Raw genomic sequence first — 15,845 nt, forward strand, 5'->3', positions numbered from 1 at the left:
GCGATCTGGTCACATCAAGGCGGGATATCAGGAGGAGCAGAGTCGATGCGCTGGAACATGATTGTCTTGGCATCTTGCCTGGTGACCGCCGGCTGCGCGGGCAGTTCGATGGCCGAGAGGCAGGACGCCGACATCCAGTCCTCCCTGCAGTATGACAGTGTGCCCTGCGGCCAGCTGCTGGCGCAGCGCAACGCGCTGGCACAGCAACACAATTTGTCGACGAAGGCGAAGCCCACCTTCTCCAATCCGGCGATGGGCTTCGGCCCGTTCATGCCGGATGTGCGCTCCAAGGCCAAGCAGGACGCCGACAAGGCGACCGGCGAGATGGATGCCATGAACCGGTCGATCGATCGCCGCGACTGCGGCAAGCCTGACCAGCAGAAGAAACTGCTGCCTGGCTAGGATCGGGCAGGCGCCGCTCTCTTTGCTTTGACGCAATTTCCAGAGGGAAAACGCTACGCGCTTTTCCCGGGAAATCCGTTTCACGCCTTTCCTGGAGTTGCCTAATACCCCGCTTTGCGGTCCACCAGATTGTCGAGCTTTTCGCCACGCTCGAAAGCATCCATCTGGCGCAGCATGATCGGCGCCAGGTGGACAGGATCGGAGGTCGCCGCCGAATGCGGCGTCACGAACACTTTTGGATGTCCCCACAGCGGGCTGGTCTTCGGCAGCGGTTCGACTTCGAACACATCGAGGCTCGCCTCCTTCAGCGTGCCGTCATCCAGTGCCCGCACGATGTCGGCGTCCTTCTGCAGGCGGCCACGACCGGCATTGATCAGCACCGAGCCGCCGAGACCGTTGCGCTTCCTCAGTTCCTTCAGCACGCCGTAATTGATGATGCCATGCGTTTCCGGCGTCAGCGGCAAAAGCACGACCAGGATATCGGTTGCCTTGAGGAAGGGGATCAGTCCGGCCTCGCCGGCGTAGGTCGCAACGCCTTTCATAGGTCGCTCGCTGCGTGACCAGCCATTGACGGCAAAGCCGAGCGACAAAAGCACCGAGGCTGCGGCGCGGCCGAGATTGCCGAGGCCCATGATGCCGACCGAAATGTCGGTGGCCGGCCGCTGCTGCGGCTCGTGCCAGATCTTTTTTGGCTGCTGCGACCGGTAGAGCAGGCCGTGGCGATGATGGTCGAGCACCCGCCAGACGACATATTCGGTCATGTACTGGGTGAGGTTGTCGGCGACGACCTTGACGACAGGCACATCGGGCAGGCCCGGATCGGCGAAGATATGGTCGACCCCGGCACCGATCGAGAAGATGGCCCGCAGATTGGGCAAAGCTGCCAGAATGTTCGGCTTCTGCTTCCACACCACCGCATAGGTGATCGACGGGTCGCTGGCGCCGTCCGGTTCCAGCACCACCTCGCGCTCGGCCGACAAGAGCTCGCGCCAGCGCTGGGGATGAAAGCCGGTGACGGCAAGCAGGATTCGGCCTTTTTCCATCAATGGAGTTTCCCTGTTATGCGTGCCCGTTGTCCAGGCTATTCGCTGACGATGCCGACCGGCGCCGTCTCTATCTTGAAGGCGGCCGAGATCAGCGCCCGAGTATAGTCGGTTTGCGGATTTCCAAAAATCTGTTCGGAAGGGCCCGCTTCGACGATCCTGCCGTTGCGCATGACGATGACGTCGTTGGCCAGCGCCCGGATGACCTTGAGGTCGTGGCTGATGAAAAGATAGGCGAGGTCGTGCTTGGCCTGCAGGCTGCGCAACAGGTCGACGACCTGTGCCTGCACGCTCATGTCGAGCGCCGATGTCGGCTCGTCCAGCATGACGAAGCGCGGGTTGAGCACCATGGCGCGCGCAATGGCCACACGCTGGCGCTGGCCGCCGGAAAACTCGTGCGGGTAGCGGTTGCGGGTTGCCGGATCGAGCCCCACTTCCTTCAGCACGTCGGCGACGCGCGCGTCGCGCTGGTCGGGCGACAGTTTCGGCTCGTGGATCTTCAGGCCTTCCTCGATGATCTCGGCGATCGACATGCGCGGGCTGAGCGAGCCGAACGGGTCCTGGAAGACGATCTGCAACTCGCGCCGCAATGGCCGCATGGCGTTGAAGGAGAGCTGGTTGATGTCCCGCCCGTTGAACTTGATGCTCCCGGTCGACGAGATCATGCGCGCCAGCGCCAGTCCCAGCGTCGTCTTGCCGGAGCCGGATTCGCCGACCACGCCGAGCGTCTGCCCGGCGCGCACGGTGACATCGATGCCGTCGACCGCTTTCACATTGTCGACGGTGCGCCGGAAGAAGCCCTGCTTGATCGGAAACCACACCTTGATGTCCTTGCCGGTCATGACAGGCTTGGCTGCCGCATTGGCGGCCGGCGGCTTGCCTTTCGGCTCGGCGGCCAGCAGGTGGCGCGTATAGGGGTGCTGCGGGTTGGCGAAGATGTCCTTGGTCGGTCCGGTCTCGACGATCTTGCCCTTGGTCATCACGCAGACCCGGTCGGCGATCTTGCGCACGATGCCGAGATCGTGGGTGATGAACAGCATCGACATGCCTTTGCGGCTTTTCAGCCCCGCCAGCAGCTCGAGGATCTGCGCCTGCACGGTGACGTCGAGTGCCGTCGTCGGCTCGTCGGCGATCAGCAGCTCCGGTTCATTGGCGAGCGCCATGGCGATCATCACGCGCTGACGCTGGCCGCCGGACAGCTGGTGCGGATAGGCATCGAGGCGCTTTTGCGGATCGCGGATGCCGACCTCGTTGAGCAAGGCCAGCGTGCGCGCCTTGGCCGGGCGGTCGGCCATGCCCTGGTGCAGCTTCAGGATTTCGACGATCTGCTGCTCGATCGTGTGCAGCGGATTGAGCGAGGTCATCGGCTCCTGGAAGATCATGGTGATCTTGTTGCCGCGCACCTGCCGCAACTGCTTCTCGCTCATCGCAAGCAGGTCGGCGCCCTGGAACAGGATCTTTCCCGAGGGATGGCTGGCGCTGGGATAGGGCAACAGCTTCAGCACCGACAGTGCCGACACCGATTTGCCGGAGCCGGATTCGCCGACCAGCGCCACCGTCTCGCCCTTGGCGATGTCGAACGAGATATGGTCGGCGGCTAGCGACTGCTGTCCGCCTTGCGCAAAGGCGACGCTGAGATCTTGCACGCTGAGCAGGGGCGCCTCGCTCATCGGAACGTCTTGCGCGGATCGAAGGCGTCGCGCGTGGCCTCGCCGACGAAGACCAGCAGCGACAGCATCAGCGAGATGACGACGAAGCCGGAAATGCCGAGCCACGGCGCGTTGAGATTGCGCTGCGCCTGCTTCAACAATTCGCCGAGCGAGGCGGAGCCGGGCGGCAGGCCGAAACCGAGATAGTCGAGCGAGGTCAGCGTCGAGATCGAGCCGCTGAGCAGGAACGGCAGGAAGGTCAGCGTCGCCACCATGGCGTTGGGCAGCAGGTGCCGGAACATGATGGTGCGGTTGGGCACGCCCAGCGCTCGCGCCGCGTTGACGTATTCGAAGTTGCGGGCGCGCAGGAACTCGGCCCGCACCACGCCGACCAGCGCCACCCAGGAGAACAAGAGCATCAGGCCGAGCAGGATGAAGAACCCCGGCGGCAGGATGGCGGCGACGATGAGCAGGAGATAGAGCACCGGGATCGCCGACCAGATTTCGATGAAACGCTGGAACAGGAGATCGGTCCAGCCGCCGAAATAGCCTTGCACGGCGCCGGCCGCGACGCCGATCAGGGCCGAACCGGCGGTCAGGATCAGGCCGAACAGCACCGAAATGCGGAAGCCGTAGATGACACGCGCCAGCACGTCGCGCGCCTGGTCGTCGGTGCCGAGCCAGTTCCAGTTGCCGACGATGCAGGCCGGATCGGCCGCCCCTTGCGGATACTGGCTGCAGCGCGCCTTGGCGTCATACTGCCAGGACGGTTTGGCTGGGGCCGCTTCCGGAATGGCGTTGTTGACGGTCTGGTAGGAGTAGCGCACCGGCGGCCAGATCATCCAGCCATTGGCGTTGATCTCGTCCTGGATGACCGGGTCGCGATAGTCGGTGACCGCGTAGAAGCCGCCGAACTTTTCCTCGGGGTAGGCGACCAGCACCGGAAACAGGATCTCACCCTTGTAGGAGGCGATGATCGGCTTGTCGTTGGCGATGAATTCGGCAAACAGCGACAGCACGAACAGGACGAGGAAGATCCACAGCGACCAGTAGCCGCGCCGGTTGGCTCTGAAGTTCTGCAGGCGGCGCTTGTTGAGCGGCGACAGCCACGGCCGCACGATCCGCTCCGGTGCGGCCTCCGTGGTCGCGGTGGTGTCCGACATCAGACGTCTCTCCGCTCGAAATCGATGCGCGGATCGACCCAGGTGTAGAGCAGGTCGGACAGCAATCCGACGAACAGCCCGAGCAGCGAGAAGATATAGAGATTGGCGAACACCACCGGATAGTCGCGCTCGACCACCGATCTGAAGCCGAGCAGGCCGAGGCCATCGAGGGAAAAGATGTTCTCGATCAGCAGCGAGCCGGTGAAGAAGGCCGAGATGAAGGCGCCCGGAAAACCGGCGATCACGATCAGCATGGCGTTGCGGAAGACGTGGCCGTAGAGCACCTGCCGCTCCGACAGGCCCTTGGCGCGCGCCGTCACCACATACTGCTTGCGGATCTCTTCCAGGAACGAGTTCTTGGTCAACAGCGTCGTGGTGGCGAAGGCCGACAGCACCAGCGCCGTCAGCGGTAAGGTCATGTGCCAGAAATAGTCGATGATCTTGCCGGACCAGGATAGCTGGTCCCAATTGTCGGAGGTGAGGCCGCGCAGCGGAAACCAGTCCCAGAACGATCCGCCGGCAAACAGCACCATCAGCATGATGCCGAACAGGAAGCCTGGAATGGCATAGCCGACGATGACGACGCCGCTGGTCCAGACGTCGAAAGGCGTGCCGTCCTTGACCGCCTTGCGGATACCGAGCGGGATCGAGATCAGATAGGACAGAAGCGTGATCCACAGCCCGATCGAGATCGACACCGGCATTTTTTCCAGGATCAGGTTGAGCACCGAAATATCGCGGAAATAGCTGTCGCCGAAATCGAAGCGCGCATAATTCCACAACATCATGCCGAAGCGCTCGAGCGGCGGCTTGTCGAAGCCGAACTGCTTCTCCAGCTTCTTGATGAATTCCGGATCGAGGCCTTGGGCGCCGCGATATTTCGAGCTGACATCACCGGCGACATCGACATTGGCGCCACCGACCGCGTCACCACCGCCGCCGCCGAGGCGATCGCTGCCGCCCTGGTTGGTCAGCCGGGCGATGACCTGCTCGACCGGGCCGCCCGGCGCAAACTGGATGACGGCGAAGGATATCGCCATGATGCCGAACAGGGTCGGGATCATCAACAGGATGCGGCGCAGGATATAAGCGCCCATCAGGTCTTTTGCCCTGCTTGAGCGAACATCTCAGCCTTTGCCAATTTTTGCCGCCTTGCCCTTATCGAACCACCATAGCGTCTCGACCGGAAAGCCGAAATCGGGCTTTTGCTCGACGAAGTCGAACATGTCCCAATAGGCGACGCGGTGATTCGCCAGATAGTATGTTGGAATCCAGTCTAGCCGTGCGCGCAAGACCCGGTCGAGCGCCCTGAGCGCGGTGACGAGTTCATTTCGGCTTTGCGCCTTGCCGGCAGCCACGATCAGCGCGTCGATGACCTTGCTTTCCGTGCCCGGATAGTTGCGTTGCCCCGGCGTTTTCGCCATTCGGGAATCATAGAGCATCTCCAGGCCGTCTTCAGTCGGCGTCGCTCCGATCGACCAATGCAGCACGGTAAGATCGAAGTCGAAATCACTGTGCCGCTGTTCATACTGTGCCGAATCGATTTGCCGGATCGAGGCGTCGATCCCGATCGCCTTCATATTCTCGGACCATGGGGTGAAGATGCGAACGATGCCGTCATCCTCTGCCAGCATTTCAACCTGCAGACGCTCACCCTTGTCGTTGACGACGAAACTGTCCGCACGTTTCCAGCCGGCTTGCGCAAGCAATCTCGAAGCCTCGCCCAGCAGCTTGCGGTCATGGCCCGAGCCGTCGGACAGAGGCTGCGTCACGGCTTCGCCAAAGACCTCTGGTGGCAACTCGGCCCGGAACGGCTCGAGCAGGGCCAATTCGCCAGGCGATGGCAGACCTTCGGCCTTGTAGTCCGACCGTTCGAAGTTCGATTGAGAGCGCTCGTAGGAGCCGTAAAACAGGGCCCGCTTCATCCATTCGAAATCGAAGCATCTGGCGATCGCCCGCCGTACCCGCTCGTCGCGAAATTGCGGACGACGTTGATTCAACGCCACGCCCTGCATGTCTGGCGTCTTCTCACCGGGAAATTCCCGTTTGACGATCTTGCCATCCTTGAGCGCCGGAAAGTCGTATCCGGTCGCCCATACCCGCGCGGTAAATTCCTCGCGAAAATGCGTGTCACCTTTCTTGAAGGCTTCAAAAGCCGCCTGCCGATCAAGATAGAAGTCGATGCGGATGCGGTCGAAATTGTACAGTCCGCGGTTCACGGCGAGATCGCGGCCCCAATAGTCGGCGACGCTGTCATATTCGACAGTCTGTCCGGCTGCCACGCGCCCTATCTTGTAAGGCCCAGAGCCGAGCGGCGGTGTCATCGTCGAGGCATCGAAATCATTGGCCGTATAAAAGGCCTTGGACACGATCGGCATTGCCACGATTGCAAGGATGTTCTGCGGCGACTGCTCGCCGTTGAAGGTCAGGTCGAGAGTGGTGGGATCGACCGCGACCGCTTCCGTCATATACCGCAGCGCCTTGGAAAGGTTCGGATGGCCTTGGTCTTTGTAAAGCTTCAACGCGAAGGCAACGTCTTCAGCGGTCAGCGGCGACCCGTCGTTGAAGCGCGCTTGCGGTCGCAGGCTGAAACGGAAGCCGTTGCGGTCTTGCGACAAGGTGACGGACTCGGCAAGCAGGCCATAGACCGCATCCGGCTCATCGAGCGCGCTTGCCATCAGGGAATCGAAACAAAGCTCCGTTCGCGGCGGGGAATCTCCTTTCAACACCAGGGAATTCAACGTGTTGAAAGTCAGGAAGCTCTGATTCAAGGTGGCGTTGGGCGGCGCGAAGTTCATCTGGCCGCCCTTGGGCGCGTCCGGATTGACATAGTCGAAATGCGCGAAGTCCGGCTTGTATTTGAGATCGCCGAAAGCCGACAGGCCGTGCAGTTTTACGCCAGTCGGGACGGTGGCGAAGGCCCGGCCAGGCAGCAGGGCGGCTGCTGCGGTAGCACCGCCCAATGCCAGAAAATCGCGGCGGGCAAGGACCGCCATCAATTGCCGCCCTTGTACTTGGCGGCCAGCGCCTTTTCCTTGTCGGGGTCGATCCACCAGGAATCGATATCGGCGCCTACATAGGCGGGCTGCTTGTCTGGAAAGCCGAACTTGTCCCAATAGGCCAGCCAGACGGCGGACCGGTAGTATTGCGGCACGACATAGAAGTTCCACAGCAGGATACGGTCGAGCGCGTGGGTGGCGGCGACAAGGTCGTCGCGATCGGTGGCGAAGATGATGCGGTCGACCAGCGCGTCGATGATCGGATCCTTGATGCCCATCAGATTGCGCGAACCCGGCGCATCGGCGGCTTTCGAAGTCCAGAAGTCGCGTTGCTCGTTGCCCGGCGAATCCGACTGCTGGAAAATCCCCGTGACGACATCGAAATCGAAATTGTTGACGCGGTTGATGTACTGCGTCTGGTCGATGATGCGCAGCGTGGCGTCGACACCGATCTTGCGCAGATTGGCGATGTAGGGGCTGGCGATCACCTGGTCGGTGTCGTTCCAGCCGAGAATTTCGAACCTGAACGGCGCGCCGGTCTTGGCATTGACCATCTTGCCGCCCTTGATCACCCAGCCAGCCTTGGCGAACAGATCAACCGCCTGTTTCAGGTATTTCCGTTCCGCCTGTGGGGAATCGTAGACCGGCAGCTTGAATTCCTGGGTGAACAGTTCGGGAGGCAGCTTGTCGCGATATTTTTCCAGGATTTCCAACTCCTTGCCTTGCGGCAATCCGCTCGATGCCAGTTCGGTGCCCTGGAAATAGCTTGAGGTGCGGGTGTTGAAGCCAAAGAACAGCGTGCGGTTCATGCTCTCGAAATCGAACGGGATGGTTAGCGCCTCACGCACAAGCCGGTCCTGGAACAGCGGCCTCCGCTGGTTGAGGACGAAACCCTGCATCGCCTGTGGCGCGTGGGTCTGGAAGTCCTTCTTGACGACATCGCCGGCCTGGAATGCCGGAAAATTGTAAGCCGTTGCCCATTTGCGCGAGCTGTATTCGCGGTTGATGTCCTCAAGCCCGCCCTTGGTGAAGGCCAGCCATGCGGCGTTGTCGTCGAGGATGTAGGTATAGCGTCGCGTGTCGAAATTCTCGCGGCCGATCTTTACCGGCAGTTTGGCTGCCCAGTAGTCGGGCACGCGCTGCCAGATGATCTCCGAGCCGGGCTTGAAACTGGCGATCTTGTAGGCGGCCGAACCGAGCGGAATTTCCAGCGTCGGCTTGGTCACGTCGCGCTTTTTGCCGTTGGCATCGGTGCCTTCCCACCAGTGTTTCGGCAGGACGGCAAGGTCGCCTATGATCTTCGGCAGTTCCCGGTTGCCCTTCTGATTGAAATGGAACTCGACCTCGCGGTCGGAGACGGCAACGGCCTCGGTAACGTTCTCGAAATAGCGGCTGTATTGCGGGCTGTTCGCCTTCAGCACCTGGAACGACCAGATCACGTCATCGACGGTGATCGGCTGGCCGTCATGCCATTTGGCGCGCGGGTCGAGCCGGTAGGTCGCGGACGAATAATCGGCGGGATATTTGTAGGCGTCGGCGATCAACGGATGGCTGGTGCTGCCTTCGTCGGTCGCCTGCTCCATCAGCGTGTCGTAGAGCAGGCCGCCGCCAAACGCGACAAGGCCGGCAGCAGGCGATCCCTGGACGACATAGGGATTGAAGCTGTCGAACGTGCCGAGCAGCACCGAATTCAGCGTGCCGCCCTTGGGCGCGTTCGGGTTGACGTAATCGTAGTGCTGGAAATTGTCGCCGTATTTGGACTCGCCGATCAGCGATGAGGTGGTGCGCCATTCGTCGGCTTGCGACGCTTGCAATCCCGCCGCCAGCAGGGCTGCCGCCAGCAACGATTTGAGAAGCGTTCGGCCAACCGTCATGCACTGTCCTCTTCGCGCTGCGTGTCCATTCCAGAAAGGCAATCTAGTTGATTTGCCGCTCGTGAAAACCGCAATGCGCGGCTTTGTCGCTGCATATGCGATCTTGCTAACAAAAAAGCCGGGCTGAACCCGGCTTTTTCAAGATCGTCGAGGTGACAATTTGTTTATTGGGCAGGCGCCGGTGCCGGAGCGGCCGGAGCCGGGGCGGCGGGGGCCGGCGCAGCCGGAGCCGCGGGCTTGGCAGGAGCGGCACCCACTGCCGGCTTGGCAGGGGCGGCTGCTTCGGCAGGCTTGGCAGGCGCGGTCGCATCGGCCGCAGCCCCTGGCGCCGGCAGCGGCTTGGGATTGTCGGACAGCGTGCGTAGATAGGCGATGACGTTGGCGCGGTCCTCGTCCTTGGGCAGGCCGGCAAAGCCCATGGCCGTGCCCTTCACGAATTTCTTCGGCGAGGTGATGAAGTGGTTGATGTTGTCATAGGTCCACTTCTCGGTGCCGCCCTTGGAGAATTCCTTCATGCCGGCCGAATAGGCGAAGCCTTCATGCTCGCCGACCGGACGGTCGATGAGATCCCACAGATCGGGGCCGACCTTGTTGGGGCCGCCCTTTTCACCGGAATGGCAGGCCTGGCATTTCTTGAACACCGCAGCGCCCGCTTCGACATTGGCAGTCGCCAAAAGGTCGGCGATCGGCTTGGCTTCGGCGGCCGGAGCGGCCGGGCCGCCTTCAGCGGGCTCGGTGGCTTCGATGGCGAAGCCAGGCTTTTCCGGCGCCGGCGAGGCAAACAGCGCATCGGACACAAGGCCAACCGAGAAGACCACGAAAACAGTTCCGAGCAATCCGGCGAGCAGCTTGTTGACTTCGTTGGAATCCATACGCCCCTTGCTCCCTTTTCCGGCGGACCGATCCGTCCACTCCGTCCGTCGGTATCGTGACCCACCCTGCTAAGGCGGTCAAATCGGGCGGAAACTAGGTCTTTTGCTCCGGCGTTGCAACACCTATAAGGGCGCTTCCAGTGAGACCTTTTGCCACTTTTCCCTTCCCCTTTTGAGACGCCTTGCAACGCGCATGTCCACGCTGATCCTGATCCCGGCCCGCATGGCCTCGACCCGCCTGCCGGGCAAGCCGCTGGCCGACATCGCCGGCGCGCCAATGATCGTCCATGTCGCCCGTCGCGCCGCCGAGGCCGGCCTCGGCCGGGTGGTTGTGGCGACCGACACGCAAAGCGTGGCGGAAGCGGTGCGCGCGCATGGTTTCGAGGCCGTGATGACGCGCATGGATCACGAATCCGGCTCCGATCGCATCCATGAGGCTTTGGTTGCGCTTGATCCCGAACGCAAGGTCGAAACGATCGTCAATGTGCAAGGCGATTTGCCGACAATCGACCCGGAAATCATCGCCGCGGCGCTCAGGCCGTTCGAGGACCGGGCGGTGGATATCGCCACGCTCGGCGTCGAGATCGTCCGCGACGAGGAAAAGACCAATCCCAACGTCGTCAAGATCGTCGGCTCGCCGCTCTCCGGCACCAGGCTGAGGGCGCTCTATTTCACCCGCGCCACCGCGCCATGGGGCGAGGGCGCGCTCTATCACCATGTCGGCCTTTATGCCTATCGCCGCGCAGCACTCGAGCGCTTCGTCGCGTTGAAGCCGTCGCCGCTCGAACGGCGCGAACGGCTGGAACAGCTGCGGGCGCTGGAAGCCGGCATGCGCATCGATGCCGAGATCGTGCGTTCATTGCCGCTTGGCGTCGACACGCCGCAAGACCTCGAACGCGCCAGAACCATCCTTTCCCACTGAACAATCCCTTCGAACAGCGACACCTTGAATCGAGACTTGGGCATGCCTGAAAAGACCAACAGAATATCCTTCCAGGGCGAGCCGGGCGCCAATTCCGACACCGCCAGCCGCAATGTCTATCCATCGATGGAGCCGTTGCCGTGCCCGACCTTCGAGGATGCGTTCAACGCGGTCGAGACGGGCAAGGCCGATCTCGCCATGATCCCGATCGAGAACACCATCGCCGGGCGTGTTGCCGACATCCATCATCTGTTGCCGGAATCGAGGCTGCACATCGTCGGCGAATATTTCCTGCCGATCCACTTCCAGCTGATGGTGCTGCCCGGCGTCAAACGCGACGAGATCAAGACCGTGCACAGCCACATCCACGCGCTTGGCCAGTGCCGCAAATACATCCGCAAGAACGGCTGGAAGCCGGTGGTCGCCGGCGACACGGCGGGTTCGGCGAAGCTGGTTTCGGAGGTCAAGGACCGCACCATGGCGTCGCTCGCCCCGGCGCTCGCGGCAGAGCTCTACGGGCTCGACATCATCGAGGAGAATGTCGAGGACACCGATTCCAACGTCACCCGCTTTGTCGTTCTGAGCAAGAACAAGCAATGGGCCGAACGCCCGTCAGCCGACACCAAGATGATGACGACCTTCATCTTCCGCGTCCGCAACGTGCCGGCCGCGCTCTACAAGGCAATGGGCGGTTTCGCCACCAACGGCATCAACATGACCAAGCTGGAGAGCTACCAGCTCGGCGCCTTCACGGCGACGCTGTTTTACGCCGACATCGAGGGCCATCCCGACGATCCGCTGGTCAAGCTGGCGCTGGACGAGCTTCGCTTCTTCTCCCGCGAGGTGCGGATCCTGGGCGTCTATCCGGCCAGCGAGTCACGCGAGCAGTGGAAGGTGGCGGATTAGTGCATGTCGCCCAAAAGTGCGCAGCGGTTTTTGGACAACGACATGCATGAAGCAAAGACTTAAAGCGCGTCGCAGGAATCCGTTTGGACGCGTCGCGCTTTAAATCACCGCGCCCAACGGCACATAGTCGATCTCCATGAACGTCTCGACTTCCGGTACCCAGCGGTCGCGCACGAAGGCGACGTGGTCGGGATGGTCGTTGTATCTGGTGTAGGCGGCCTGGTCGGCGAACTCCATCGAGAAGCCGAAGCGGTAATCGTTCTTTGGGCTGACCTGCCGCAATTGCTCGAAATGCGTAACACCTTTTATCGCCGACAGGATTTTCTTGGCGTCGACCAGGAATCTCTTCTCCTCCAGCGAATGCGGCGCATGCTTCAGCGTGAACACGACGGTGTGACGGATCATTTTCTGCTCCTGCAATGTCTCTCAGTACTGGCTGCCATCATTCGCTGTCCACCCAGGCGCGGATGAGGTGATGCGCAATGGCGCCTTTCGGTGGCGTGACCAGATCGCCGGGATGTTCCCTGGCCAGCATCAAGCGCACCTCGTCGCGGGCAAACCAGCGGCAGTCTTCAAGCTCGTTGAGGTCGGCCTGGATGTCGTCGTTGAGCGGCTCGCCGAAGCAGCCGATCATCAGCGAATAGGGAAACGGCCACGGTTGGCTGGCGTGATAGACAACACGGCCAAGCCGGATCCCGGCCTCCTCCAGCGTCTCGCGGCGCACCGCCGCTTCGATCGTCTCGCCCGGCTCGATGAAGCCGGCGAGGGCCGAATACATGCCCGGCCCGAAATGCCGGCCGCGCCCGAGCAGGCATTTGTCCCGCGTCGCCGTCAGCATGATCGCCACCGGGTCGGTGCGCGGAAAATGCTCGGTGCCGCAATTTGGGCAATGCCGCTTGTAGCCGCCGGCCCGCATCTGTGATTCGGTGCCGCATTTGCTGCAGAAGCGATGGCTTGCATGCCAGGCGAGCAAGGCAGCGCCTTGCGCCATCGCGCCGGCGGCCGCCTCATCGATCAGCCCTTGCATGTAGACCGAGCGATAGTCGATCGCCTTGATGGTCTCGGGCAAATGTTCGGCCTCGACGCCGGCTGGTATCGCCAGTACGGGTCCAAGGTCGGAAAAGCCGAGCAGGACGCCGTGGGCGAAGGAAACCTTGAACGGTTCGCTCTCGGCGGCGCCGAACCAGGGGTCGAGGCCACCGTTGCCGCCGAGCTTCAGATAGAGCCGGCCGCCATTCATCAGAAGCAGCCTTGTCGTTGGATCGGCCAGCGCCTTGTCGACGGAATCGTCGGCGCGGTTTTCGGATTGCCGGTCGATGATGTTGCCGGCAAAGCCGACGAACTGGCTCGGCTCGCGCAGCGGCGCGTCAAACAGGCGGAAGCTCATGCGGACTCTGATGCTTTGGGATGGACACGGGGAAGGCTTATAGCGCCGCCCTTATCGTTTGGGCAAACCGGCGCAGGTCGGAACGCTGATAAGGCTCGCGCAGGCCGTGGCCCCACACCGGCCCCGGCCAGCCGGGGTCGCCCTCCGAACGCGCGACAACATGGATGTGCAGTTGGCGCACGATGTTGCCGAGCGCGCCGGTGTTGATCTTGGTGCAGCCGGTCGCCTTCTTCAGCGCCTGCGCCACCATATTGGTCTCGAAGGTCAGCATTGCCTGGTCGAGCGGCGTCATGTCGTGGATTTCTTCCGCGCCCGGCCGCTGCGGCACCAGGAGCAGCCATGGCCAGCGCCGGTCGTTCATCACCCGCAATTCGCACAGCCCAAGCCACATCAACTGCTCGCTGTCCGCCTCCAGTCGGGCATCCAGCGTGAATCCGGCCTTAAGGCCCGGCAGCATCGGCGTTTCCCTTGCTTTTCTTGGTTTCCTCAAACTCATGAACGCTAGAGCGGCAGCAACAGGGCTGCAAGTGAATCATTGATCCCCAGCGGTTCGTGATGCCGATTCGCCTGCGCACTTGCATTTCATCGCCGAATTGCCGATATGGACAGCGGGAGGTTGGTGGTGGACGATCCACTCGCCAACCGGGTCAGGTCCGGAAGGAAGCAGCCCTAACGAGCCCGGAACGGGTCATTGTTCCAGCCTCCCACCTCATCGGCTCCTCTCGCGACATTGACGACGCATTGCTGCGCGGGCGAGACTATGCGCTGGAATAGGCAGCCTTCGGGCGCGGCCCTTTGGAGCTTTACGGGCGAATGAGCGAAGCCGGAAATTCGGGAACGGACAAGGCCGCGGCCTATCGCGTGCTGGCGCGCAAGTACCGTCCGTCGAATTTCTCCGAGCTGGTCGGCCAGGAGCCGATGGTGCGCACCCTCACCAACGCCTTTGCCACTGGCCGCATTGCCCAGGCCTGGATGCTGACCGGCGTGCGCGGCGTCGGCAAGACCACGACGGCGCGCATACTGGCGAGGGCCCTGAACTATAAAACCCCGACAACAGACCAACCTTCGGTCGACCTTGTCGTGCTCGGCGAGCACTGCCAGGCGATCATGGAAGGCCGCCATGTCGACGTCATCGAGATGGATGCCGCCTCGCACACCGGCATCGACGACATCAGGGATATCATCGAGCGCGTGCGCTATGCGCCGGTCTCGGCCCGCTACAAGGTCTACATCATCGACGAAGTGCACATGCTTTCCACACAGGCCTTCAACGGCCTGCTGAAGACGCTGGAAGAGCCGCCGCCGCACGTCAAATTCATCTTCGCCACCACCGAAATCCGCAAGGTTCCGATCACCGTCCTGTCGCGCTGCCAGCGCTTTGACCTCAGGCGCATCGATGCCAGCGCGCTGGTCGCGCACCTCTCCTCGATCTCGGCCAAGGAAGGCATTTCGGTCGACGACGACGCGCTGGCTATGATCGCACGCGCCGCCGAAGGGTCGGCCCGAGATTCGCTCTCCATCCTCGACCAGGCGATCGCCCATGGCGCGGGCAGCGTCAGCGCCGACGCCGTGCGGGCGATGCTGGGGCTGGCCGACCGTGCCCGCATCGTCGATCTGTTCGAACATGTGATGAAGGGCGACGTGGCCGCCGCTCTTGGGGAATTTCGCGCTCAGTACGACACCGGCGCCGATCCGGCTGCCGTGCTCACCGATCTGGCCGAGTTCAACCACCTCGTCACCCGGCTGCGTTTCGTGCCGTCGGCTGTCGACGACGCTGCGCTGTCGCAGGACGAGCGGCAACGCGGCGCGGATTTCGCCAGGACGCTGTCGGTCAGGGTGCTGTCGCGGACATGGCAGATGCTGCTCAAGGGCATTCCCGAGGTGCAGTCCTCCAACCGGCCGGTGAGCGCCGCCGAGATGGTGCTGATCCGGCTGGCCCACGCCGCCGACCTGCCGACACTGGACGAGGCCTTGAGATCGCTCGAGGGCACGGCGCCGGTTCCAAATGGCGCCTCGCGCCCTACCGGCGCGCCCGCGGGTTCCGGCAATGGTGGCGGCGCCAGCGCGGTTGCACAGACCCGCATGCCATCCGGGCCAGGCGGCGCGCAGACCATGCGGTTGGTCGAGGCCACGCCCGCGCCTGCCGCTTTCGTTGCGCCTCCGCAACCGGTGCTGGAGACGCCGCAGGTACCGCTGAAATCGCTGGCCGACATCATTGCCCTTGCCGATGCGCAGCGTGACATCGCTTTCAAGGTGCTGGTCAAGAGCTGTATCCGTCTTGTGCGCATCGAGCCCGGCCGCATCGACGTCGGTCTGACCGCTGATGCGCCCAAGATGTTGCTCAACGACCTGACGACGAAACTGCGCGCCTGGACCGGCCGCAGCTGGCTGGTCTCGCTGTCGAAGGAAGAGGGCGGCCAGACGCTCGCCGAAATGGAATCGACCAAGCGCGAGACCGCCTTCCTCGATGCCAAGAGCGATCCCACCGTAGCCGCCATTCTGGCGCGTTTCCCCGGCGCCAAGATCATCGACGTGCGCATTCCCGACTCGCCGGAAGCCGACACGACCGAGGCCGAAGTGCCGGTCGAGCCGCCGGCGGACGACGACGAAACCTGACCACAGCGATGA

General features: G+C 62.6%; 14 protein-coding genes and 1 other RNA gene. 5 read left to right on the forward strand and 10 right to left on the reverse strand.

What is annotated here, in order from left to right:
* Nucleotides 1–45: 45 nt before the first annotated feature.
* A complete protein-coding gene (locus HNQ71_RS30420) occupies nucleotides 46–402 on the forward strand; it encodes a hypothetical protein (RefSeq protein WP_184877448.1) in 357 nt (118 codons plus the stop codon).
* A gap of 101 nt (nucleotides 403–503) precedes the next feature.
* On the opposite strand, the gene HNQ71_RS30425 is transcribed toward HNQ71_RS30420, so the two are convergent.
* The 7 genes from HNQ71_RS30425 to HNQ71_RS30455 form a co-directional block, all read right to left on the reverse strand.
* Complete coding sequence (locus tag HNQ71_RS30425; protein ID WP_184877450.1) at nucleotides 504–1,445, reverse strand: 2-hydroxyacid dehydrogenase; 942 nt, start codon at nucleotides 1,443–1,445, stop codon at nucleotides 504–506.
* Nucleotides 1,446–1,483: 38 nt separating this feature from the next.
* Nucleotides 1,484–3,115, reverse strand: a complete 1,632-nt coding sequence (locus HNQ71_RS30430; RefSeq protein ID WP_184877452.1) for an ABC transporter ATP-binding protein — start codon at nucleotides 3,113–3,115, stop codon at nucleotides 1,484–1,486.
* A complete protein-coding gene (locus HNQ71_RS30435) occupies nucleotides 3,112–4,257 on the reverse strand; it encodes an ABC transporter permease (protein ID WP_184877454.1) in 1,146 nt (381 codons plus the stop codon). Before HNQ71_RS30435 ends, HNQ71_RS30430 begins: the two co-directional genes overlap by 4 nt.
* Nucleotides 4,257–5,354, reverse strand: a complete 1,098-nt coding sequence (locus tag HNQ71_RS30440) for a microcin C ABC transporter permease YejB (protein ID WP_095082500.1) — start codon at nucleotides 5,352–5,354, stop codon at nucleotides 4,257–4,259. The genes HNQ71_RS30435 and HNQ71_RS30440 overlap by 1 nt, the downstream gene beginning before the upstream one ends.
* Before the next feature lie 30 nt (nucleotides 5,355–5,384).
* A complete protein-coding gene (locus HNQ71_RS30445) occupies nucleotides 5,385–7,253 on the reverse strand; it encodes an extracellular solute-binding protein (RefSeq protein WP_184877456.1) in 1,869 nt (622 codons plus the stop codon).
* Nucleotides 7,253–9,130, reverse strand: a complete 1,878-nt coding sequence (locus tag HNQ71_RS30450) for an extracellular solute-binding protein (protein WP_184877458.1) — start codon at nucleotides 9,128–9,130, stop codon at nucleotides 7,253–7,255. Before HNQ71_RS30450 ends, HNQ71_RS30445 begins: the two co-directional genes overlap by 1 nt.
* 164 nt (nucleotides 9,131–9,294) lie before the next feature.
* Nucleotides 9,295–10,002: a c-type cytochrome gene (locus HNQ71_RS30455; protein WP_184877460.1), complete on the reverse strand. Its 708-nt coding sequence runs from the start codon at nucleotides 10,000–10,002 to the stop codon at nucleotides 9,295–9,297.
* A 193-nt stretch (nucleotides 10,003–10,195) separates the two neighbouring features.
* On the opposite strand from HNQ71_RS30455, the gene HNQ71_RS30460 reads away from it, so the two are divergent.
* Both HNQ71_RS30460 and HNQ71_RS30465 read left to right on the forward strand, forming a co-directional pair.
* On the forward strand, nucleotides 10,196–10,924 hold the full coding sequence (locus tag HNQ71_RS30460) for a 3-deoxy-manno-octulosonate cytidylyltransferase (RefSeq protein WP_184877461.1): 729 nt from the start codon (nucleotides 10,196–10,198) through the stop codon (nucleotides 10,922–10,924).
* Between the two features lie 42 nt (nucleotides 10,925–10,966).
* Nucleotides 10,967–11,830 (forward strand): prephenate dehydratase, encoded by an 864-nt coding sequence (locus HNQ71_RS30465; RefSeq protein WP_184877463.1) that lies wholly within the window; start codon nucleotides 10,967–10,969, stop codon nucleotides 11,828–11,830.
* Nucleotides 11,831–11,929: 99 nt separating this feature from the next.
* Here the strand turns inward: HNQ71_RS30465 and HNQ71_RS30470 are convergent, their stop codons facing one another.
* Genes HNQ71_RS30470 through HNQ71_RS30480 form a run of 3 tightly spaced genes read right to left on the reverse strand, consistent with a single transcriptional unit; the run spans nucleotide 11,930 to nucleotide 13,674 of the window.
* Nucleotides 11,930–12,235: a Dabb family protein gene (locus tag HNQ71_RS30470; protein WP_184877465.1), complete on the reverse strand. Its 306-nt coding sequence runs from the start codon at nucleotides 12,233–12,235 to the stop codon at nucleotides 11,930–11,932.
* A gap of 37 nt (nucleotides 12,236–12,272) precedes the next feature.
* Complete coding sequence (nudC, locus tag HNQ71_RS30475) at nucleotides 12,273–13,217, reverse strand: NAD(+) diphosphatase (RefSeq protein ID WP_184877467.1); 945 nt, start codon at nucleotides 13,215–13,217, stop codon at nucleotides 12,273–12,275.
* A 37-nt stretch (nucleotides 13,218–13,254) separates the two neighbouring features.
* Nucleotides 13,255–13,674, reverse strand: coding sequence for an HIT family protein (locus tag HNQ71_RS30480; RefSeq protein WP_184877469.1), 420 nt, complete (start codon nucleotides 13,672–13,674; stop codon nucleotides 13,255–13,257).
* A gap of 154 nt (nucleotides 13,675–13,828) precedes the next feature.
* Between HNQ71_RS30480 and ffs the strand changes: the two genes are divergently transcribed.
* Together ffs and HNQ71_RS30490 are read left to right on the forward strand one after the other, a co-directional pair.
* Nucleotides 13,829–13,925: signal recognition particle sRNA small type (gene ffs / locus HNQ71_RS30485), an RNA gene on the forward strand.
* A gap of 105 nt (nucleotides 13,926–14,030) precedes the next feature.
* On the forward strand, nucleotides 14,031–15,833 hold the full coding sequence (locus HNQ71_RS30490; protein WP_184877471.1) for a DNA polymerase III subunit gamma/tau: 1,803 nt from the start codon (nucleotides 14,031–14,033) through the stop codon (nucleotides 15,831–15,833).
* Nucleotides 15,834–15,845: the final 12 nt, after the last annotated feature.

The sequence above is a fragment of the Mesorhizobium sangaii genome, assembly GCF_014207355.1.
GTDB lineage: Bacteria > Pseudomonadota > Alphaproteobacteria > Rhizobiales > Rhizobiaceae > Mesorhizobium > Mesorhizobium sangaii.

What these genes read in the sequence shown, in the direction of transcription:
- HNQ71_RS30420 (WP_184877448.1), top strand. Translation starts at nt 46, where the DNA reads ATGCGCTGGAACATGATTGTCTTGGCATCTTGCCTGGTGACCGCCGGC.
- HNQ71_RS30425 (WP_184877450.1), bottom strand. Translation starts at nt 1,445, where the DNA reads ATGGAAAAAGGCCGAATCCTGCTTGCCGTCACCGGCTTTCATCCCCAG.
- HNQ71_RS30430 (WP_184877452.1), bottom strand. Translation starts at nt 3,115, where the DNA reads ATGAGCGAGGCGCCCCTGCTCAGCGTGCAAGATCTCAGCGTCGCCTTT.
- HNQ71_RS30435 (WP_184877454.1), bottom strand. Translation starts at nt 4,257, where the DNA reads ATGTCGGACACCACCGCGACCACGGAGGCCGCACCGGAGCGGATCGTG.
- HNQ71_RS30440 (WP_095082500.1), bottom strand. Translation starts at nt 5,354, where the DNA reads ATGGGCGCTTATATCCTGCGCCGCATCCTGTTGATGATCCCGACCCTG.
- HNQ71_RS30445 (WP_184877456.1), bottom strand. Translation starts at nt 7,253, where the DNA reads ATGGCGGTCCTTGCCCGCCGCGATTTTCTGGCATTGGGCGGTGCTACC.
- HNQ71_RS30450 (WP_184877458.1), bottom strand. Translation starts at nt 9,130, where the DNA reads ATGACGGTTGGCCGAACGCTTCTCAAATCGTTGCTGGCGGCAGCCCTG.
- HNQ71_RS30455 (WP_184877460.1), bottom strand. Translation starts at nt 10,002, where the DNA reads ATGGATTCCAACGAAGTCAACAAGCTGCTCGCCGGATTGCTCGGAACT.
- HNQ71_RS30460 (WP_184877461.1), top strand. Translation starts at nt 10,196, where the DNA reads ATGTCCACGCTGATCCTGATCCCGGCCCGCATGGCCTCGACCCGCCTG.
- HNQ71_RS30465 (WP_184877463.1), top strand. Translation starts at nt 10,967, where the DNA reads ATGCCTGAAAAGACCAACAGAATATCCTTCCAGGGCGAGCCGGGCGCC.
- HNQ71_RS30470 (WP_184877465.1), bottom strand. Translation starts at nt 12,235, where the DNA reads ATGATCCGTCACACCGTCGTGTTCACGCTGAAGCATGCGCCGCATTCG.
- nudC (WP_184877467.1), bottom strand. Translation starts at nt 13,217, where the DNA reads ATGAGCTTCCGCCTGTTTGACGCGCCGCTGCGCGAGCCGAGCCAGTTC.
- HNQ71_RS30480 (WP_184877469.1), bottom strand. Translation starts at nt 13,674, where the DNA reads ATGCTGCCGGGCCTTAAGGCCGGATTCACGCTGGATGCCCGACTGGAG.
- HNQ71_RS30490 (WP_184877471.1), top strand. Translation starts at nt 14,031, where the DNA reads ATGAGCGAAGCCGGAAATTCGGGAACGGACAAGGCCGCGGCCTATCGC.